The organism is Lacibacter cauensis (genome assembly GCF_007830055.1).
GTDB classification, from domain to species: Bacteria; Bacteroidota; Bacteroidia; order Chitinophagales; family Chitinophagaceae; genus Lacibacter; species Lacibacter cauensis.
On sequence record NZ_VLLE01000002.1, the window covers coordinates 626,268 to 648,007 of the forward strand.

The 21,740-nt window shown below is 42.7% G+C and carries 18 protein-coding genes; 2 read left to right on the forward strand and 16 right to left on the reverse strand.

The window, feature by feature from the left end; all coding sequences use genetic code 11:
• Positions 1–73 precede the first annotated feature (73 nt).
• The 16 genes from IQ13_RS02660 to IQ13_RS02735 all read right to left on the reverse strand — a co-directional run bounded on the left by IQ13_RS02660 (position 74) and on the right by IQ13_RS02735 (position 18,090).
• Positions 74–646: a TMEM175 family protein gene (locus IQ13_RS02660; protein WP_144884223.1), complete on the reverse strand. Its 573-nt coding sequence runs from the start codon at positions 644–646 to the stop codon at positions 74–76.
• A 96-nt stretch (positions 647–742) separates the two neighbouring features.
• Positions 743–1,507, reverse strand: coding sequence for a succinate dehydrogenase/fumarate reductase iron-sulfur subunit (locus IQ13_RS02665; RefSeq protein ID WP_144884225.1), 765 nt, complete (start codon positions 1,505–1,507; stop codon positions 743–745).
• 22 nt (positions 1,508–1,529) lie between these two features.
• The gene (locus IQ13_RS02670; RefSeq protein ID WP_144884227.1) at positions 1,530–3,500 is read right to left on the reverse strand and encodes a fumarate reductase/succinate dehydrogenase flavoprotein subunit; all 1,971 of its coding nucleotides are present in this window, start codon (positions 3,498–3,500) and stop codon (positions 1,530–1,532) included.
• 109 nt (positions 3,501–3,609) lie between these two features.
• Positions 3,610–4,317 (reverse strand): succinate dehydrogenase cytochrome b subunit, encoded by a 708-nt coding sequence (locus tag IQ13_RS02675; protein ID WP_144884229.1) that lies wholly within the window; start codon positions 4,315–4,317, stop codon positions 3,610–3,612.
• Positions 4,318–4,450: 133 nt separating this feature from the next.
• Positions 4,451–5,254 (reverse strand): DUF3575 domain-containing protein, encoded by an 804-nt coding sequence (locus IQ13_RS02680; RefSeq protein WP_144884231.1) that lies wholly within the window; start codon positions 5,252–5,254, stop codon positions 4,451–4,453.
• Positions 5,255–5,334: 80 nt separating this feature from the next.
• A complete protein-coding gene (locus IQ13_RS02685) occupies positions 5,335–5,901 on the reverse strand; it encodes a hypothetical protein (RefSeq protein ID WP_144884233.1) in 567 nt (188 codons plus the stop codon).
• A gap of 71 nt (positions 5,902–5,972) precedes the next feature.
• Positions 5,973–6,224 carry a hypothetical protein gene (locus tag IQ13_RS02690; RefSeq protein ID WP_144884235.1) on the reverse strand — a complete coding sequence of 84 codons (252 nt, stop codon included), beginning with the start codon at positions 6,222–6,224 and terminating at the stop codon, positions 5,973–5,975.
• Positions 6,225–6,338: 114 nt separating this feature from the next.
• Positions 6,339–7,289, reverse strand: coding sequence for a transglutaminase family protein (locus tag IQ13_RS02695; protein ID WP_144884237.1), 951 nt, complete (start codon positions 7,287–7,289; stop codon positions 6,339–6,341).
• A 10-nt stretch (positions 7,290–7,299) separates the two neighbouring features.
• Positions 7,300–8,241, reverse strand: coding sequence for an alpha-E domain-containing protein (locus IQ13_RS02700; protein WP_144884239.1), 942 nt, complete (start codon positions 8,239–8,241; stop codon positions 7,300–7,302).
• Between the two features lie 154 nt (positions 8,242–8,395).
• Positions 8,396–9,841, reverse strand: coding sequence for a circularly permuted type 2 ATP-grasp protein (locus IQ13_RS02705; protein WP_144884241.1), 1,446 nt, complete (start codon positions 9,839–9,841; stop codon positions 8,396–8,398).
• Between the two features lie 106 nt (positions 9,842–9,947).
• Entirely contained in the window at positions 9,948–11,285 is a 1,338-nt protein-coding gene (thrC, locus tag IQ13_RS02710) for a threonine synthase (RefSeq protein ID WP_144884243.1), read from the reverse strand.
• Positions 11,286–11,421: 136 nt separating this feature from the next.
• On the reverse strand, positions 11,422–12,348 hold the full coding sequence (locus tag IQ13_RS02715; protein ID WP_144884245.1) for a homoserine kinase: 927 nt from the start codon (positions 12,346–12,348) through the stop codon (positions 11,422–11,424).
• A gap of 5 nt (positions 12,349–12,353) precedes the next feature.
• Positions 12,354–14,795, reverse strand: a complete 2,442-nt coding sequence (thrA, locus tag IQ13_RS02720) for a bifunctional aspartate kinase/homoserine dehydrogenase I (RefSeq protein WP_144884247.1) — start codon at positions 14,793–14,795, stop codon at positions 12,354–12,356.
• Positions 14,796–15,082: 287 nt separating this feature from the next.
• Positions 15,083–16,294, reverse strand: a complete 1,212-nt coding sequence (locus tag IQ13_RS02725) for a T9SS type A sorting domain-containing protein (RefSeq protein WP_158637287.1) — start codon at positions 16,292–16,294, stop codon at positions 15,083–15,085.
• 119 nt (positions 16,295–16,413) lie between these two features.
• The gene (gene murQ, locus IQ13_RS02730; RefSeq protein WP_144884251.1) at positions 16,414–17,235 is read right to left on the reverse strand and encodes an N-acetylmuramic acid 6-phosphate etherase; all 822 of its coding nucleotides are present in this window, start codon (positions 17,233–17,235) and stop codon (positions 16,414–16,416) included.
• A gap of 9 nt (positions 17,236–17,244) precedes the next feature.
• The gene (locus IQ13_RS02735) at positions 17,245–18,090 is read right to left on the reverse strand and encodes an N-acetylglucosamine kinase (RefSeq protein WP_144884252.1); all 846 of its coding nucleotides are present in this window, start codon (positions 18,088–18,090) and stop codon (positions 17,245–17,247) included.
• Positions 18,091–18,299: 209 nt separating this feature from the next.
• On the opposite strand from IQ13_RS02735, the gene IQ13_RS02740 reads away from it, so the two are divergent.
• Together IQ13_RS02740 and IQ13_RS02745 are read left to right on the forward strand one after the other, a co-directional pair.
• Positions 18,300–19,802 carry a S41 family peptidase gene (locus tag IQ13_RS02740; RefSeq protein WP_242009466.1) on the forward strand — a complete coding sequence of 501 codons (1,503 nt, stop codon included), beginning with the start codon at positions 18,300–18,302 and terminating at the stop codon, positions 19,800–19,802.
• A 99-nt stretch (positions 19,803–19,901) separates the two neighbouring features.
• Positions 19,902–21,260: a pyridoxal-phosphate dependent enzyme gene (locus tag IQ13_RS02745; protein WP_144884256.1), complete on the forward strand. Its 1,359-nt coding sequence runs from the start codon at positions 19,902–19,904 to the stop codon at positions 21,258–21,260.
• The last annotated feature ends 480 nt before the right edge of the window (positions 21,261–21,740 follow it).

The following is a 21,740-nucleotide window of genomic DNA, read 5'->3' on the forward strand; positions in this document are numbered from 1 at the left end:
TAAGAATGTGTAAAAATAGAATTTATTGTGTGAAGACATGGATTGCTGTAAAAACAGCTGCCTGCTTCACTCCTTATTTCATATTCCGTTCAAGTCGGGTATCGGGAATAAACCAGATAAACGCAACAATTACGTAACAGATATAGCCCGGCAGTGGGTGAATAAACAAAGCGGACAGTATGCCCACCAGGTATAACGTAATTGAAATTCTCCCTTTCCAGTCTCTGCCAACAGCTTTTGATAATAAGGAATCGTTGCCTTCAACTTTTACCAATGCTTTTAACAGTAAACTGTACGAAATGGCCGCCATCAGTAAAACAAATCCATACACAGCAATGGGGATCGGCTCCAGGTGAGCCCCTACCCAACCTGTTGCAAACGGAACCAGCGACAGCCAAAACAACAACAGCATATTGTACCAAAGTACATTGCCTTTAATTTGTTTTACGGCATGCAGCAGGTGGTGGTGGTTATTCCAGTAAATGCCGATGTAAATAAAGCTTAGTACATAGCTGATGAGGCTTGGTACGATTGGTTTTAATGCTTCGAAGGTATAACCTTCGGGTTCTTTTAATTCCAGCACCATAATGGTGATAATGATGGCGAGTACACCATCACTGAAAGCTTCCATTCTGCCTTTTGTCATAAGTCGTTTATTGGTTGGTAAGATGATTTATTGCTGTAAGTTACTGCAAATAAAAAGCCTCCCAAACGGGAGGCTTTCCTATACAATCAGGGTTGATTATTTTGTTGCTGTTAAGCTTGCCACCGCATAGTCGGCATTGAGGCGGGCAATGTTTGTTAACGAAATTTCTTTCGGACAAACAGCTTCGCAGGCACCAGTATTGGTACAAGCTCCAAAACCTTCTTTATCCATTTGTGCAATCATGTTGAGTACACGTGTGTTCTTTTCCGGTTCACCTTGTGGCAATTGATTCAAGTGTGCCACCTTCGCACTCACAAACAACATGGCAGAAGAGTTTTTACAGGCCGCTACGCAAGCACCGCAACCGATACAGGCTGCAGCAGCAAAGGCTGCATCAGCTTTTGCTTTATCAACAGGCAGCGCATTTGCATCAACAGCATTACCGGTGTTAACGCTGATGTAACCACCGGCCTGGATAATACGGTCGAATGCTGAACGATCCACCATCAAATCCTTGATAACAGGAAATGAGTTTGCTCTCCATGGTTCTACCACAATGGTATCACCATCGTTGAAAGCACGCATGTGCAACTGACAGGTTGTGTTGGCTTCCCACGGACCATGCGGACGACCATTGATGTACATACTGCACATACCGCAGATACCTTCACGGCAGTCGTGGTCGAAAGCAATCGGGTCTTTTCCTTCAGCAATCAGCTCTTCGTTCAATACATCAAACATTTCGAGGAAACTCATTTCCTGCGAAATATTCTTTGCATCGTAGGTTTCAAATGTACCTTTATCGTTGCTGTTTTTCTGACGCCAAACCTTCAGTTTAACATTGATATTTTTATGTTCCATAAAATCAAAAACGATTTTAAAATTATTTATAAGAACGTTGACTTGGTTTCACCACTTCGTAATTCAGATCTTCTTTGTGTAACTGCCATTCATGATCAGCTTTCATTTCCCACGCAGCTACATACATGTATTTATCATCATGACGTAACGCTTCACCTTCTTCTGTCTGGTGTTCTTCACGGAAGTGCCCACCACAGCTTTCTTCACGGTTCAACGCATCAATACACATCAATTCACCCAATTCAATAAAGTCGGCCACACGGTTTGCTTTATCTAACTCAGGGTTCATTTCATTGATCTCACCGGGAATACGCACATCGCTCCAGAATTCATTCTTCAATTGCTGAATTTCTTTGATGGCTTGTTTCAAACCTTCTGCATTACGGGCCATACCGCACTTATCCCACATGATCTTGCCTAAACGCTTGTGGAAACTTTCAACGGTTTTTGTACCCTTGATGTTCATGAGCATATGAATGCGGTCACGCACTTTGCTTTCTGTTTCAGCAAATGCAGGATGATCTGTTGGAATTGATTTGGTGCGGATCTCGTCTGCGAGGTAGTTTCCGATTGTGTAAGGAATTACAAAGTAACCATCAGCCAGGCCCTGCATCAGTGCACTTGCACCCAAACGGTTTGCACCGTGGTCGCTGAAGTTAGCTTCACCTAATGAATATAAACCAGGGATATTCGTCATCAGTTCATAATCAACCCACAAACCACCCATGGTATAGTGTACCGCAGGGTAAATACGCATTGGCACTTCGTATGGGTTTTCGCCGGTAATTTTTTCGTACATATCGAACAGGTTACCGTACTTTTCTTTTACAACTTCTTTACCCAGTTTAGTTATTGTTTCAGCATCGGCGTTGATACCACGCTTACCTGCTTCAATTTTTCCATAACGTTGAATAGCTGCTGCATAATCGAGATAAACAGCCTGCTTACTTGTACCCACACCGTAACCGGCATCGCAGCGTTCTTTTGCAGCACGGCTGGCAACGTCACGTGGAACGAGGTTACCAAATGCAGGATATCTTCTTTCTAAATAATAATCTCTTTCTTCTTCAGGAATTTCGTTGGGCTTACGGGTATCGCCTTGTTTTTTAGGCACCCAGATACGTCCGTCATTACGGAGCGATTCGCTCATCAGCGTTAACTTACTCTGATGGTCGCCACTTACAGGAATACAGGTTGGGTGAATCTGTGTAAAGCAAGGGTTCGCAAACAATGCTCCTTTCTTGTGCGCTTTCCACGCAGCTGTTACGTTGCTGCCCATAGCGTTGGTAGAAAGATAGAATACGTTGCCATACCCACCTGTACATAACAGTACTGCATGACCGAAGTGGCGCTCCAACTCACCTGTTACCAGGTTGCGGGCAATGATACCACGGGCCTTGCCATCGATCATTACAATATCCAGCATTTCGTGGCGTGAGTACTGGGTTACGTTGCCCAATGCAATCTGGCGCTCCAATGCCTGGTAGGCGCCTATTAATAACTGCTGACCTGTTTGGCCTGCAGCATAGAATGTACGTTGTACCTGTGTACCACCAAAAGAACGGTTGCTCAACAAACCACCATACTCACGTGCAAAAGGAACACCCTGAGCAACGCACTGGTCAATGATGTTTGCACTTACTTCTGCTAAACGGTGTACGTTGCCTTCACGTGCACGATAGTCGCCACCTTTAATAGTGTCATAAAACAAACGGTAAACAGAGTCACCATCGTTTTGATAGTTTTTTGCAGCGTTAATACCACCTTGTGCAGCAATTGAGTGTGCACGGCGTGGGCTATCCTGGAAACAAAATGTTTTTACCTTGTAACCAAGCTCGCCTAATGAAGCCGCAGCAGATGCACCGGCCAAACCGGTACCTACCACAATGATTTCAAGACTGCGCTTGTTAGCCGGATTTACCAGCTTACAAGTATTCTTATAATTCTTCCACTTAGAATCTAACGGACCGGCAGGAATTTTTGAATTGAGCATAGCGTATCAAATTCTTTTATCGTACAAGTTAGTAGATGTTTTTTGTGCAGTCAGCTTTTGTGTGATGTAACAATTGAATAGAGTACTCTTCCTTTCAACAAAGAAACAGTTACCCGATCCACTCGAGGTACATGGCAATGGGCATTAAAGCAAACAATACCGACACAATGAGTGAGAAACCTATACCAATATTGTTTAACAAAGAAAGATAACGATTGTTGCTAACGCCAACTGTGCGGAATGCACTCTGGAAGCCGTGCATTAAATGCCAAAAAAGAGAAATACAGCCGATGATGTAAGCGATAACCACCCAAAGCTGGCTAAAAGTTACTTTCATTAAGCCGAACATGTCGTGCATGTCTACACCATTATAGGTTACAGGAATATCCAGACCTTGGTGAGTAAAACGTGCAGGTACCCAAAAATGACTGAAATGGAGAATAAAGAATAATAACAGCAACGTACCTAATAAGCCCATACTGCGACTGTACCATTTGCTGCCAACATTGCCCATTGGTTTATCGTAACCGACTGCACGGGCTTTACGGTTCAGCATTTCAAGCATGTAACCTTGCACAATGTGCAATACGATACCTGCCATTAAACCTACTTCGAGTATACGGATGAGCACTGTTGAGCCCATGAAGTGTGCTGCTTTATTAAACATTTCACCGTTTTCATCCGGATTAAATAAGTCTGCAAAAATGCAGGCATTAATACTTACGTGAACGATCAAAAAAGAAATCAGAAACAAGCCGGTAAGTCCCATCACAAGTTTCTTACCAATCGAAGAGGTAAACATCTGCTTGAATGTCATAACGAATTAGTTTTTGGGGAGCCGCTGCAAATTTAGGGTATGAACAAACGCAAAAGCAGATAAATCTGATTAATGTAATAAAAAAATGCTCCTTTATGGGGAGCATTACATGTTATAACTGAAACATTTTAAATTAAAACCTGATGCCGAGTGTTAAGCCGCTTCTGATTCCGCCCCATGGTCCATCGAAAATTGCTTTCGCACTGTTGGCTGTTACTTCGGCTTTAATTTTTGTAAGCGGAATATCGATTGATTCTATTTCGTTACGTAACTCATCCTGTTCTTGTTGTGTTAACGCCGGTGAGGGAGTACCGCTGAGCGTGCCCTTGCTTGAACCGTAGTGGGCACCAAGGATCCACCAGTCGAGCGAAACAGCTTTCCCTATTTTCCAGTTTACGCCAAACATCAACCCACCCGAGTTGGCAGTAATATCTCCCTTCAAACGAACGGTTTTTGTAGTGTTGCCACTCGTAAACTCAACCGGCAATTCTTCCGAACTGAATTTTGCAAAACGGTAATATGGGGCAATGTAAAAACCACGGCCATAGCCTTTCTTGCTCAGGTAAAAGCGTATTTCGGGTGTAATGGCGAGATTACCCGTTTTAAATTTCGCAAGATTATCGATGGTTTGCTGATCGGTAACATTGGCAATATTTACAAAAGTTGATTGAAATGGCAGTGTTGAAGAAGGCATCGTACGCACGCCCAACGCAAGCGAAATATGCTTGGTTACTACACGTTCGTATTGAAAAGAGTAATTTTTTAACGGCAATGCAAACAGGTTTACTTTGATGATGTTCATCTTCTCTCCTGTTTTCCCACCATCGCCTGTTGAGGTTTTATTACTTCCGGCTTTTTCATCGAGCGATTGCGCATGTACGCCAATTGCCAAACTGCACAGGCATGCGATGGTAAAAAATTGTTTTACGATTTGCATAGTGTTATGTTTTGGGTTTGAAAGATCAAGATATGCATCCAACAGGAATAGCCAATACCCAATAATTGGTATTTTGTCTTTTATCCCGGCAGCCGGTTATTTAATTCGTCGTTGATTTTTTTGAAAAGATGATAGGGCTTAAACACCCGCCAGTTATCGAGCTGCATTAATTCGAGGTAGCGGTTTAGTTTCAGCTTTTTAAAATCGTATTGTGTTTGTTCCGGCATGTTGAGGATGATGGTCCAGCCGTTTTCATCGGCACAGTTTTCATACCATTCCTCGTAATAATCTTTTTCGCTGCTGTGAAAGTTGAGTACATTTTCGGCAATGAGGATAAACTTGTAAATACCTTCGTTCATCAGCTTTTCAATTACCTCCCGCTTCAACTCCATTACATCGTTTTCAATGGCATCATTCCACTCGCCCAGTAATTCAATAATGGCATATTGTTCGGCATAATCGGCTATTAAAATTTTCAGGTAGAGTGTACGGCTGCCGAATTCATCCCATTGCGGATGGATATAATAGTTGTAAACCGTTTGGGAAAATTCAAATTCAGAATACTGGCGACCGAAAAAAGGAGATCGTTCGTCTTCTTCACTCGTATAAATGTGGCGCCAGTTATAAAAAGGTTCAATATCGTGCATACCTCAAATCAACAACAATCATTTAGCGATTGTTGCTGCAAATTTCAAATTTGCACGTAAAAGAAAAAATATTAATTCTCGTTCGACTCGTTGTAGTAGTTTGCCATTTGCAAAAGCGTGCAGGGGTGCACGTAATTAAACAGGGTTGTGCTGATGAGTTCGGCAAGCTCCCTGCGGTTTACACAAAACGCTTCGCTGCTGAGTGATAGTTTGTATGCATGAATTTTGTGATACGCAAGAAATGCAAGACGACTGGTGTGATCTTCGTTGAGGGTGAATGATTCTGCAATGTGAGCATGATCATCGTAATAATGGCGTTTCATCGGACTGAAAGATTTTGGTTTACAGATAGTGGATGCGATTACAACGTAAATGTAAACAGGAAAATTGCCTTCGCCTGTAGTAAAACGTCGACTCTTTTGTAAATAAATGAAGGACTATTGCTGCTGTTGCTGCTGCTCCTCTTCCAACGCCAGCTGACGATCAGCCTCTTTTTCGGTTTCGGATACAATCATTTGTACATCATTTACCTCTTCAAACACATGCCCATCTTCGTAACCAACCGAAACATAAACTGATAAGGTTTGGCGGGAAATGCCTTTGAAGGTGCCTTTTACCGGTGAGCAATCATTAAAATTACGGCCTACAGCCAATTTAACGTGGTGCGAGGTTGCCCATACGTTATTGGTTGGGTCAATACCCGACCAACCCAATTGTGGTATGTAGGCCTCAACCCAGGCATGCGTTGCACCTTCGCCACGCATGCCGTTTTTGTTGGGACAGATATAACCGCTTACATAACGGGATGGAATGCCCATGCTCCGTAGTAATTGCAAAAGCACATGTGCAAAATCCTGGCATACACCGCTGCGGTGTTGCAGAATCTCATCAACCGTTGTTTCAATATTGGTAATGCCTTTAATGTATTTGAACTGCGAAAAAATATAGGCTGAACAGGCTTCCACAATCTGCATCACCGTTTTATGTTCACAAGCTAACTCATCAAGAATATGCTGCAATGCCTGCGTAGCTTTAATTTCTTCGGGCCGTGATAATTCAAGTAAATGAAAATCGTTTTCAATTAACGTAAGCAACTCTTCTCTGCTGCTGTTTACATCCGGAATTGTTTCCAGGCCGATGGTACGAACCACTACCCTGCTGTCGATAACCAGTGAGGTGTGCGCATCCAGCACGCTGAAATCCGCACAACGGTTTCCCCAATAATCGATAAAGAAAAAAGGTTCCGGATCGGAAGAAATGGTTACATCTTGCTGCAGAATTTCCTGCTGGGCAGAGGCAACCGGATAAATACGGATTTGGTTTACACTTTCCTTTACAGGGCGGCTGTAATGATATTTTGTTACGTGCTGTATTTTAAAAACGGGCATTCAGTTGATACTATGTGTACGAGAAAAATTGTTGACCGAGCATGTATGAAAAATTCAAAAGATCGGTTTTTGTGTCCTGCAAAAAGCGCTGCAATGTAACTTGTTTAATGGAGCTTTCGTCTGCAAATTTTATACGGCTGTAAATGCGTCCAAACTCACGGTACATCGCTTGTTTTTGCGGAGGCTCATTATCTTCCAATACATCTTTTAAATATTTTTCTGTACGTGACAGGGAATACACAACCGAACGTGGGTATAAATGATTGAGCATAGCTTGGTGCAAGACGTTGGAGTTGATGTTGCTGCCCTGGTAACTTTTCAGGTGTAACTCATAGCCAGACAAAGAGAACAAAAGATTACGCCAGAACAGAATGTCTTTAGTATCGTCGAGGTTAAAACCAATTTGCTCGAAATGTTTGGTTGTTACATCGGTGGTAAGTATAGCTCTTTCGATGAAACGGCCAAGGCTCATAAAGTTCCAGCCCATACCACGGGGCATGGTTGTATCGGTTACACCTACGTATGTAAGGCAAAGCTTTAAAAAATGATCAAGTGTAGGTAAAGCTTCCGAACCGGTAAGTTTTTTATCGAGGCCGGCCTGGTTAACGGTGTGGTAAATAAGATTTACTTCTTCCCATACTTCTTTGGTTATATGATCCTGCATGCCACGGGCATTCTCTCTTGCTTTGGTGATAATGCTACGCAACGAATTTTGGTTTGATGGACGCATGATGAGGTATTGCAAGGAATCTGCCGCAGAATATTCCATTGCTTTTACTTCATCGGACGTTAATGTACCAAACATTTCCAGCACGGGTTTCCACGAGTACACACCATGTGGTCCTTTATCGAGCGAAATAATATAATTCGTCAGCAATACACGCAACAAACCTTCGGCCCGTTCCATATAACGGTTCATCCAGAACATTGAATCGGCAACACGGGATAACATGTATGATGTTTGATTTTTGATTTATGATTTTGTTTCTGGTTTCAAGTTTCCGGTTTCTGGTTAGGGGGCAATTTTGAGGATTTTCCTACCTGTAACTTGCAACTGGCAACCTGTAACTTTTCTTCTTTCGTACTTCCAACTTTGTACCTTGTACTTAATCGATGACCCAGGTGTCTTTACTTCCGCCACCCTGCGATGAGTTTACAACGAGCGAACCTTCTTTGAGTGCAACACGTGTTAAACCACCGGGAACAATTTTTACACCATCGGGTCCGCATAACGCATACGGACGCAGATCGACATGTCGTGCTTTCAATTGCCCATCAATAAAACAGGGAACAGTTGACAACTGAATAATGGGCTGTGCAATAAACTCTCTGGGGTTCTTTTCAATTTCATTTTTGAACAAACGTATTTCCTCGTCCGTTGCTTTATTGCCCATCAACATACCATAACCGCCACTTTGGTTGGTACGCTTCACCACCATCTTGTGCATATTGTCGAACACGTGTTTGCGTTCGTCTTCATTGCTCATCTGGTAGGTAGGTACATTCTGCAGAATGGGTTCTTCGTTGAGATAGTATTTGATCATAGCAGGCACATAGGCATACACCGCTTTATCATCCGCCACACCGTTGCCCACTGCATTGGCTAACGCAACAGTTCCTTTCCGGTACGCACCCATAATGCCGGGCACGCCCAACATACTATCAGGTCGGAACAACAACGGATCCATAAATTCATCATCAATGCGGCGATAGATCACATCTACCTGTTGCAGACCACCGGTTGTTTTCATGTACACTTTATGGTTATCAATCACAAGGTCTCTTCCTTCAACTAACTGTATTCCCATTTGCCGTGCAAGAAAGGTATGCTCGTAATACGCCGAATTGTACACACCTGGTGTAAGCAACACCACAGTGGGTTTGCTTACTGCACGTGGTGACAATGCCATTAAGTTGTTGTGCAGCAACAATGGGTAATTATTCACCATGCGTACATTCGCCTTCGCCAACAAATCGGGGAACAGGCGTTTGGTTACTTCCCTGTTTTCTAACATGTACGATACACCTGATGGTGTACGCAGGTTATCTTCCAGGATGTAGAAGGTTCCATCTTCGCCACGAATCAAATCAATACCGGAGATGTGTACATAAATATCATGCGGTACTTTAATGCCCGCTACTTCACGCAGGTAATGCTGACAGGATGCAATCAGTTCGGCAGGAATAACTTTGTCTTTAATAATCTGCTGTTCACTGTAAATGTCTTTTAGAAAAAGATTCAACGCTTTTAACCGTTGTGTAATGCCTTTTTCTACATGATCCCATTCGGCAGCAGTAATAATGCGGGGCAGAATATCAAAAGGAAAAATGCGTTCAATGCCGGCATTATCGCTGTACACGGTGAAAGTAATACCCTGGTTCATGAATAATTCAGCCGCCAGTTTATCTTTCAGTTTCAGTTCGTCAATACTGTGTGTACGCAACGCCTCCATCAACTTTTGATACGGTATACGGATCTCTCCGTTCTGCTGCATCTCATCAAACAAAGCAGGGTTTGTGTGATAGTTTTGTATCAGGGTTTCGCTGTTCATGCTGGATTTTAGTGTTAATAAAAAAGAGTTGCGTTCGCACATGAATTTGTACGGCAGGCAACTCTTCGCCCAATTTAGGGAAAAAGCAGAGACGCTGATGAAAAAATTATCGATTCGTCAATAAAAAATCTTTCAGTTGTTCAAACGAAGGATCGATGCATGTGGATTGCTTCGGCAGATCAATAATCGCTTTTACTGATTCGGGTAATGGTATTGTTTGATGTAACACCGGTTCTACCACATCATAAAACTTTACCGGGTGTGCTGTTTCAAGGAACATTCCTTTCGATGCCTGATGTTGTTGAAGATATTGTTCCAATGCCAGGTAACCAACAGCACCATGCGGATCGAGGGTATAACCTGTTGCATCAAACACACGCTTCATAGTTTGTTTTGTTGCTTCATCAGTAATGCTTATACTGCTGAATTTTTCTTTCAACTGCGGAACCTGCTGATGAAATAATTCGAGGATGCGTACAAAGTTACTGGGGTTGCCTACATCCATGGCATTGCTGATGGTGGCAACAGCAGCCTTGGGTTGGTATTGCTGACTTTGCATGTAATTCGGTACTACATCGTTGGCATTGCAGGCTGCAATGAAATGCTGCACCGGTAAACCACTCATGTGTGCTAAGATGCCGGCACAGATATTACCAAAGTTGCCGCTTGGTACACAAATAACTGGTGGCTGGCCCCCAACCCCTGAAGGGGTGCAAATCCATTGTTTGTAGGCAAAGAAATAATAAAACTGTTGTGGTAACCATCTTGCTACATTAATGGAATTAGCTGATGTAAGAAATAATTGTTTGTTGAGTTCTGCATCTGTAAACGCCTGCTTCACCATTTGCTGACAATCATCAAAAGTTCCATTTACTTCCAATGCATGAATGTTTTTGCCAAGCGTGGTGAGTTGTTTTTCCTGCACACTGCTTACTTTACCGCTGGGGTAAAGTATCACTACATCCACTCCTTCCACATCATAAAAACCATTGGCAACAGCACCGCCTGTATCGCCGCTGGTAGCAACGAGTACAGTAACCTTACCGGTCTGGCCGCTTTGAGTGGCCTGACCTTCACGAACAAATTGCCCCAGACATCTGCTCATAAAACGTGCGCCCACATCTTTAAACGCCAGTGTTGGTCCGTGAAATAATTCAAGCGAAGAGATGTTATCTGTTACCGGTACCAACGGGATGGGAAAGTTGACTGTTTCAGACACGATGCGCATCAGTTCCTCTTCCTTTATCTCGTTACCCACATACGGCTTAATCACACGAAAAGCAATTTCTTCGTTGCTGATGTGTTCGATATTGTTGATTAAATCTTTATCAATCTGTGGAATGGTTTCCGGAAAATACAATCCTTTATCAGGTGCCTGTCCGAGTATGGTTGCTTCCTTAAACGAAGCAATGGGCGATTGTTTATGTAAACTGTAGTACTTCAATTTGAAAAAGTTTTTTGTTGTTTGAATTTGAACGTCATATCGAGGACCGAGATATCTCTGCAGTTACAGCCATCATCAATTTTTAGAGACCTCTCCTTCGTCGAGGTGACGGGAGAATTTTCGTACCTCGTCCTTCTTACTTCGTACTTATCTCACTCACTCCTTCCTGTGCAATCGATGTAACATATGTCTTATAATCGATGCCCAGGCGCTGAAACACTTCCTGCATAATGGCTTCCACACTTTTTGCCGTTGCTTCGTTTGTGCTCAGCATAAAAATCGATGGACCGCTGCCGGAAATACCACCACCCAATGCACCTGCCTCTTTGCTTCTTGTTTTAATTTCATCAAAACCCGGAATTAAAATACTGCGTACGGGCTCAATGATTACATCTTCCAGGCTGCGGCCGATAAGGTCTGTATCACCTTTTTCAAAACCGGCTACCAAACCTGCAATATTGCCCCATTGTTTAATGGCATCTTTCAGCAATACTTCTTTGCGGAGTATTTGCCGTGCATCGCTGGTCTTTACTTCTATCTGCGGATGTACTACTGTTACAAACAAGGATGGTGAGTTAAGCGGCACAATATCCAGCGGATGAATCGAACGGATAAGCGTTACACCACCTGTTATGCATGGTGTAATATTATCGGCATGTTTTACACCACTCGCCAGCTTTTCACCATTCATGGCAAACTGCACCAACTCATCTTTCGTAAAGCGATTGTCTAATAACAGATTTGCTGCAACAGCTGCGCCTGCTGCACTGGCCGCACTGGAACCAAGGCCACTTCCCGGTTTAATCTGTTTTTCAATTTCTACTTCAAAACCAATGTTTCCGCCAAGCTTCTCCATGATCGACAGTAACACTACACCAGCCACATTTTTTTCGGCTTCGGTGGGTAAGTTGTAATCGTCTTTGTTGGTGATGACAACTTTCGGTTCATCGATTAACTTCAGTTTCATGATATCGTAGGGCTCTTTCAGGGCCATACCTAAAATATCGAAACCGCAAACGAGGTTGGCAACAGTGGCCGGACATTTCACTACTACTTCTTTCATCAGAATTATTTTTGAGCTGCTCTTAATATATCTGCAAATACACCACTGGCTGTAACTTCAGCACCGGCTCCGGCACCTTTCACCACCATCGGTTGTTCTTTATAACGATCGGTATAGAATAACACCACGTTGTCTTTACCGTACAAATGATAAAGATCGTGTTGCGGCGGAATATGCTGTAAGCCCACACCTGCTTTACCATCGGCAAAGCTTGCTACAAATTTCAGCTTGCAATTTTCTGCATGAGCTTTATCATAGATGGCTTTAAAATGTGCTTCTTCTTTTTTCATGGCTTCATAAAAATTGGCAACACTGCCCTGCATGCAACTGTCGGGCAGGAAACCATTGCAACTGATCTCTTCCATTTCCATCTGCACTCCTGCTTCACGTGAAAGAATAAGAATCTTGCGCATTACATCAGTACCACTCAAATCCAAACGTGGATCGGGTTCGGTATATCCTTCGTCCTGTGCCTGTTTCACCACATCAGCAAAGGGTCTGCTGCCATCGTAGTTGTTAAACACAAAGTTGAGTGTGCCGCTCAACACGGCTTCCATGCGATGTACACGATCGCCGCTGCGCATCAGATCGTTCAATGTACCAATGATGGGCAAGCCTGCACCAACATTTGTTTCAAACAAAAACGGCGCATTAAACTCGGCCGAAAGATGTTTCAGTTTTTTATAGTTGCTTAGTTGCGATGAGGCCGCTACTTTATTACACGCCACCACCGCAATACTTTTTTCGAGCAGCGATGCATATACATCGGCTATAGCTGCATTGGCAGTTACATCAACAAAAACTGAGTTTCGCAAATTGCGTTTAATGATCGATTGTACAAATGCCTGCAGATCGGCTTGTTCTGCATTGGCTAAACTGTCTTCCCAATTCGCTACATTAATGCCGTTTTCATCAATCAACATTTTGCGGCTGTTGCTTAAACCAACAATGTTTACCTGTAAACGTAATTGCTGTTCAAGAAAAATTTGCTGTTGCTTTAACTGATCGAGTAATTTCTTGCCTACATTACCGGTACCTACTATAAAAAGGTTTACCTGTTTCTTTGTTGTTTCAAAAAACTCTTCGTGTAAAACGTTGACTGCTTTGCGTACATCGGCTGCTGCAACAACTGCAGAAATATTTCGTTCGGTAGAACCTTGTGCAATTGCACGGATGTTGATACCGTTGCGCCCAAGTGCAGAAAACATGCGTCCGCTGATACCGGTGTGATGACGCATTTGATCGCCTACCAATGCCACGATCGATAATTGTTCTTCGATCTGCAAGGGTTCAACTTTATCGCTGTTGATCTCGTATTCAAATGCTTTGTCTACCACTTCTTTTGCACGACCAGCAGAAGCTGCATCTACACCCACACAAATACTATGTTCAGAAGAACCTTGTGTAATAAGAATAACATTGATTTGTGCATTGGCTAAAGCAGCAAACAAACGGCTGCTGAAACCGGGAATACCAATCATACCACTTCCTTCCAAACTTAACAGTGCAAGTGAGTTGATGCTTGATATACCGGTAATAATATTGCTCGATTCTGATTTGAATTCAATCACCGTTCCATGATCATTCGGTGCAAATGTGTTCTTGATCCACGTAGGAATATTTTTCGACAACACCGGTTGAATGGTTGGCGGATAGATCACTTTTGCACCAAAGTGCGAAAGTTCCATTGCTTCCTGGTAAGAAATGGAAGGGATGATCTTTGCATTGGCAACCCAACGTGGGTCGGCTGTCATCATACCACTTACATCAGTCCATATTTCCAAAGCACCTGCATCCACAGCTGCTGCAAGAATAGCAGCTGTATAATCAGAACCACCACGACCTAATGTAGTGGTAATCTGTTCTGCATTGGCTGCAATAAAACCGGGTACAACAATCAGTCTGGCGTTCGATTGCTGTACGTATTCTTTAATCTGCTGGTTGGTTACTGCAAAGTCAACAGCAGCATTACCGTAGTTGGCATTGGTGCGGATGAGTTCACGTGCATCTTTCCAAACAGATGCAACACCTGCATGATTTAATGCAGCGTTGATGATGGTAGATGAAAGCAACTCACCATAGCTTACCAGTTTATCTTTTGTGCGTAAAGATGATTCGCTGAGGAGATAAATGCCGTTACAGATATCTTCAATTTCGTTGCAGTATTTCTTCACCATACTCAGTACACTGCTTTGATGCTGTACAGGTATGAGTGCTTTCACTGCTTCGAGATGTCTTGTTTCAATCTGCTTTAAGAGTTCTTTGTACGATTCATCGTCTGCAGCTGCTTTTGCACCGCAGTTTAATAACAGATCGGTTGTGCCGCTCATGGCACTTACCACTAAAAATAAATTATTGTGTTGGAGCTTTTCTTTTACAATGTCAGCAACCTGCTTCATTGCTTCTGCACTTCCCATTGAAGTGCCGCCAAATTTTAAAACCAGCATATAAGATAAACGTTAAATGATCAGTAGAGTTTCTGTTCTTGCAGCAATATGTGCCCTTGGGGTAATATGGTACTATACAATCCGCTTAGCGGATCGTAGTTGTAAACGTAGTTGTACCTGTAGCCGAAATAGCTACCGGAGTGGAGATTGTATGTACAACTGTCTGTTTCATTATGGGTGTGAAGTTAAATAGCTGTTTTCATGCAACAAGCGTTAGTCTTAAAATAAATTTCAAACAAATAAAAAGGCTGCATTGCTGCAGCCCTTCACCCTATTGATTTTTCGTTTTATTGTAAAATGAATTTCGAAGTATAAACTGCTTTCATTTCATTGTTAAGCACTTTTACAAAGTACATGCCTTTGCTCATTTTTTTGCTAAGCTCAACTCCTTCAAATTGCCCGGGCCCGCTGATATTTACAACTTTGTTCAGCAATAATTTTCCTGAAAGATCCATTACCTGAATCGTATGTATTCCTGTTGTTGTTTCTTCGAAGTTTAATTGAAAACGATATTCGGTTACGGGGTTGGGATACATGCTGATCTTTTGATTCGCAGTTTCAAACGGAGATCGGCCCTGTACATATTGACCTTTATTGATCGCCGGACGAAGTGCAAGATTGCTGCTCGCCAGATCGGAGGCGTTGATGCGTTGTTCTTTTGTAAAGGCAAGCTTTGCCTGCAACTGATCGAGTTCAAGTTGATAGAAAGGTTGGTTGCCTATGCTGCAGGAAAGTAAGATCGTTCCATCGTTGTTTACTGCAGCACCGTTAACGGTAAAGTTTTCCGGAAGTCCTTTGATTGTGCCGAGGTTCGTTGTTATTCTTGTTGCCGGGTCAATTGAAAATACCTGATGCCGTTGACTGATGAGGTAAAGCAAACCATCGGTACCAGCCACCACATCGCCACCCCAGCTGCTGCACTGGCTGTGTACCGACATGGCGCCGTTATCAGCTGCATCAACCAAATTTCCTAAATCGGTCAACTGTGGTTTTTTGCCTGTAGTAAAGCGATAGAGATGATTGCCATCGTTGGTAATAGCATAACCATAGCCATCTGCTGCAATCACCATCCTGGTAATATGATTAGCAGGATCGTTTAGATTAAGTTCATTTAATATCGGAGATGATATTGTGTAATATTTAGCTTCAGCAGGTGTGCGTACATCTGCCCAACGTAATTCTGCAATGCGCATCGGAATAAAAAACATGCGTTGTGTTTTACCATCGTAAGCAGCAGCTGCAACACTGGTATAAGTTGGAAAAGATCCACCAGAACTTGTCCGTTGTCTATTTGTTTCAACATCAATTACTGCCGGGTGTTGTTTCCGGTAATCGTAAATGGTTTGTACCAACTCTCCTTTTTTGCTGTTCATCAGTTGTAGGTTCATCCAGCTTGCCTCGTTTTCGGCAGCGTTGATCACATACACAAACGATGATTTTTGTGCGGCTAATGAACAGGTGATGAAAAGGAAAGCGGAGAGTAAAAAATGCTCTTTCATAATGTGCAGTTTTAGTGGTGTTTGCCGAAATGGAATGTATAAGTTACAACCATTCATTGCCAATTGCAACCCTTTTGAGGCACATTTTTATGAACGAGAAAATGAGGAAGCAGAGTGGTTTATCCGCCAATAGCGGTAAGTGCTTTTTTCACAGTGCCATGCGTAAGCAGCAGGTCTTTGGCCGCTTCGTAATTATTGATGCCGCTGCGAAGCATCAGCATTTTTACACCCCGGTCCACCAGTTTTTCGTTGCTCAGCTGCATATTGACCATGCGGTTGTCTTCTACCCTTCCCAGCTGGATCATAATAGATGTGGAGATCATGTTCAACACCAGTTTTTGTGCTGTGCCGCTTTTCATACGGGTACTGCCGGTTACAAACTCGGGCCCAACAATTACTTCAATTGGAAAATCTGCGGCTTTCGATACGGGTGAGTTGGGGTTGCAACTGATGCTGCCTGTAATAATGTTGCGCTTGCGGCATTCTTCGAGTGCGCCGATAACATAAGGTGTGGTGCCGCTGGCAGCAATGCCAATTACCACATCTTTATCGGAAATATTGTGTGCTTCAAGATCGGCCCAGCCCTGTTCTTTACTGTCCTCGGCAAACTCTACAGCGTTGGTAATAGCTTTTTCGCCACCGGCAATAATACCAATCACCAAACCATAAGGCACACCGTACGTTGGCGGACATTCGCTGGCATCTACAATACCTAAACGACCGCTTGTGCCGGCGCCAATATAAAACAATCGGCCGCCCATGAGCATTTTATCGGTAATGGCAGAAACCAACGGTTCTATTTGTGGAATTGCTTTTTCAACAGCTGCGGGAACAATGCTGTCTTCTTTATTGATGTTGTGGAGCAATTCCGCAACGCTCATGTTTTCGAGATGATGATAATTCGATTCCTGTTCTGTAATCCGTACAAATTGTTCTGCCATGCTGCAAAATTAGCTATGATATTCGATTAAACCCTGCATTGGATTTTTAAGGATACGTCCCGGTTGTAATTCGTACGTATGACACATTGCTTTCAACACATCACGAAATGCATAAGCAACGCTGCCTGTAAAGTGGATGGGATACAACCAGCTTTCCCTGAACTTATACAGGTGGTTAAAGAAAAAATCATTGAAGGAGTCTTCAATAATATTTTCAACCATGTAATGTCCCCTGTTTTCGCTCAGGAAGAGTGCAAAGGATGCCATGTACCTGTTGGGCATCGGCTGGCGGTACACCTTATCCAGAATTTCTACACGGTCGGTGTTGTACTTGGCATCAAAACGGGCTTTCAGCTCTTCATCAAATGTATTGTAGAGATAATGTTGGATTACCTTTCTGCCAAGATAAGCACCGCTTCCTTCATCGCCCAGCACATAACCCAAACCCGGACTTCCCTTTACGATGCGTTTACCATTGTAATAACAGGTGTTGGAGCCGGTACCCAATATGCATGCAATCCCTTTTTCGTGGCCGCATAACGCCTTCGCAGCGCCCATCATATCATTATCAACCTTAATTTTTTGTGCCGATGGAAATACTTCCTTCAACGCCTGCTTAATGCTTTTAATATTCTGCTCGCTGCTGCAGCCAGTGCCATAGAAGTCAATTTCGTCCACCTGCGTTTTTGCTAATTTCTTTTTCAGTTCTTTCTGTAACAAGCTGCTTATCTGTTCGCTGCTCATCAAAAAAGGACTGATGCCTTGGGTAAAAATGGTCTTTTTCTTTTTTCCCTTCAACAGGCACCATTCTGCCTTTGTTGCTCCGCTGTCTGCAATTAGTTTAGTCGAACTCATACCGTTATTACGTTTTTCGGGCCTTTACTGTAATTTATTAAAATCGGGATAAATGTAGGAAGACAATATGCTTTATTTTCATGAAATTTGCGGGTCTTTTATCTGATATTAAGTTCATGAATCAAAAGAAAGTTCAAGTTTGGTTGCCTGTCGTGTTATCCGTTACCCTCGTTTTGGGGATGTTTTTCGGTTATAAACTCCGGGATAATATGGGCAGCTACGCCCCTTCTTTCTTCCATCGGGCCAAGAAAAATCCCGTTCAGGAAATTCTTACACTCATACAGCAGAAATATGTGGATACGGTGAATGTTGATTCGCTTGGCGAATTTGCCATCCAGGATTTACTCAGCCAGCTCGATCCGCATTCTACTTACATTCCTCCCGTTGAACTGGATATGGTGAATGAAAAGATGCAGGGTAATTTCCAGGGTGTAGGTATCGAGTTCGGGATGTTGAACGATACGCTGAACATTTTATATGTGATGCCCGGCGGTCCGTCGGCTGAAGCAGGTTTACAAGTGGGCGATCAGATTATTACTGCGAACGATTCTATCATATCGGGCAAAAAACGCAAAGGCGATGAAATACGCCGCATTTTCCGTGGCCCGAAAGGAACAGAAGTGAAAGGTGAGTTAATCCGTGATGGAAAGAAAGTACAATACAGCATTGTACGCAACATTATTCCTATTAAAAGTATTGATGCGGCCTACATGATAGAGCCAGCTGTAGCGTATATCCGTTTAAACAAGTTCTCCAGCACTACTTACGAAGAGTTTATGGAAAACCTGGAACGTTTGCAGAAGGAAGGCATGCAAAAGCTCATTCTCGATTTACGTGGCAATGGTGGTGGTATGCTGGATGATGCCGTTCAGATTGCCGATGAGTTTTTAGACGGTAATAAGGAAATCGTTTATACCGAAGGCAAATCGTATCCCAAGCAAATCTATTCTGCCCGTCGCCCGGGTTTATTTGAAAAAGGAAAGTTGGTGTTGCTGCTTGATGAAAACTCAGCTTCGGCAAGTGAGGTGTTGGCAGGTGCATTGCAGGATTGGGACAGGGCAACGATCATCGGCCGCCGTTCGTTTGGTAAAGGGTTGGTACAGGAACAGTTTAGTTTAAGCGATGGCAGTGCTGTGCGTTTAACCGTATCACGCTATTTTACGCCGATTGGCCGCAGCATTCAAAAGCCCTATAGCAGAACCGATCGTGATAAATATGAGGAAGAAGTGCAGAACCGATTTACCAACGGTGAAGTGTTTCATGGCGATTCATCGGCACATAATGGTAAAGCTTACAAAACAAAAGGCGGACGAATTGTTTATGGTGGCGGTGGTATTTCGCCCGATGTATATGTAGCAATCGATACATCAGCTTCCCTGCCCCGCAATAAACGTCCGAAAATAAGAGGTTTTGTGAGTGACGCTGCCTACTTGTATTTTATCAAAAACAAAAAGCAAATCAGCTCGTTTAAATCTGCATCACAACTGCAGCAATATCTAGCAGTCAATACAGATGCACTTTCTTTTCTTTCAACCAACCTTGCTAAAGACAGTGTAAATCTTTCTGCATTTACAGTTCCTCAGCAGAAAAATCTTACAGAGAATTTTATCAGTATGATCAGCTGGTACGTTTGGTACAACGAAGGATATGCCCGTGTAAAAAACAGCAGCGATCCTATTGTGCTAAAAGCATTGGAAGAAATAAAGAAGTAATCTCTCCTTTTACTTTGTTACTTTGTTAAGAACGGTGCTACTAACCGTTAGTGTACAGTTATTCCTTGTACATTTGTGCACTTAACAGAAGAAAATACTATGGACATTAAGAATAATATTCTTGAAACAATTGGAAACACCCCGCTTATTCGGTTAAATAAAATAACCCGCAATCTCCCCTGCACTGTGGTTGCAAAGGTTGATTATTTCAATCCCGGCAATTCTATTAAGGACCGCATGGCGTTGAAGATGGTTGAGATTGCCGAACAGGAAGGTAAGTTAAAACCAGGCGGAACAATTATAGAAGGCACCAGTGGTAATACAGGTATGGGCTTGGCTTTGGCTGCTGTTGTGAAAGGCTACAAATGCATTTTTGTTACCACAGATAAACAATCGAAAGAGAAAGCAGATATTCTTAAAGCTGTTGGTGCAGAAGTAATTGTTTGCCCAACCAATGTTGCACCCGAAGATCCCCGCAGTTACTACAGTGTTGCAGCACGTTTGGCAAAGGAAATTCCGAACTCATATCACATGAATCAATACGACAACCTCGCAAACAGGTTGGCGCATTACGAAACAACGGGTCCGGAAATCTGGAAGCAAACCGATGGCAAAATTACACACTTGGTTTGTACAGCTGGTACCGGTGGAACCATTACCGGTACGGCGATGTACTTGAAAGAAAAAAATCCTGACATACAAATATGGGCCATTGATGTGTATGGCTCACTACTCACCAAGTATTTCCGAACTGGCGAAATTGATATGGGTGAAGTACATCCTTACATCAGCGAAGGTTTTGGCGAAGACTTTGTGCCGAAGAATTATGATATGAGTGTTATCGACCACTTCGAACAGGTAACGGATAAAGATGGTGCGGTGATGGCCCGTCGTTTAGCAAAGGAAGAAGGATTGTTCTGCGGTTACAGTGCAGGCAGTTGTTTGCAAGGCCTCATACAGTTGAAAGACCGTTTGAAAAAAGATGACCTGGTGGTTGCTATTCTGCACGACCATGGAAGCCGTTATGTAGGAAAGATATACAACGATCAATGGATGATGGAACGTGGTTTTCTGGATGTGAAAACCTTTAAAGACATTGTTTCATCCCGTGCACATAATCGTTTAATCAGTGTAGATCCGTCTACTACTGTTGCTGAAACAGTAGAGTTGATGAAGAAGTATGATATCGAGCATTTGCCTGTACTGAAGGATGGCGAACCTGTAGGTTCTATTTCGGAAAATGGATTGTTCAATAAAGTTTTTTCGAATCCTGAAATAAAGAATGCAGCTGTAGCAGATGTAATAGAAACAACGTTGCCGATTGTTGCCTTTGATACGCCGATTGAACGTATCAGTTCGCTCATAACAAAAGAAAACGGTGCAGTCCTGAGTAAAGATGAGGCAGGCAACTACCATATTGTTACGAAATACGATATTATACAGTCGCTTACTAAATAGCGAATACCGCAAAAACGAAACGTAAAGGCCGCTGTAAAGCGGCTTTTCTTTTGTAAGAGTGTTCATTTTATGCCTAAAACAGGCTTATTTACGTAAGTACACGCTCAGAATACACGTAGTTTTACGTTTTGCGGGGTAAATACCGATGGTTCGAAAAAGAGAAATACTGCTCTTGTACAGCTTTAACAATGCTTATACTTTTGTATCGGAAGTTGATTGAAACACAATCAATGTTAACCAAGAGAAATAACTGAGAAAATATCCAAATCCATTAAAAAACCAAAGTAACAAATCCAATATCAGTTGACTTCCAATTTGAAAAACCAACAGTAAATCCAATAGCCCTGTAAGAAAACCAAAAGAACCGTTGAAAAATCCAAATGAAATCCTAACTGAAAGAACCACACCAAATCCTAAAGAAAGACCAAACGCAAAATCCAAGCGTCCTAGGAAGAAAGACCAATCCTAGTCCTGAAAGAC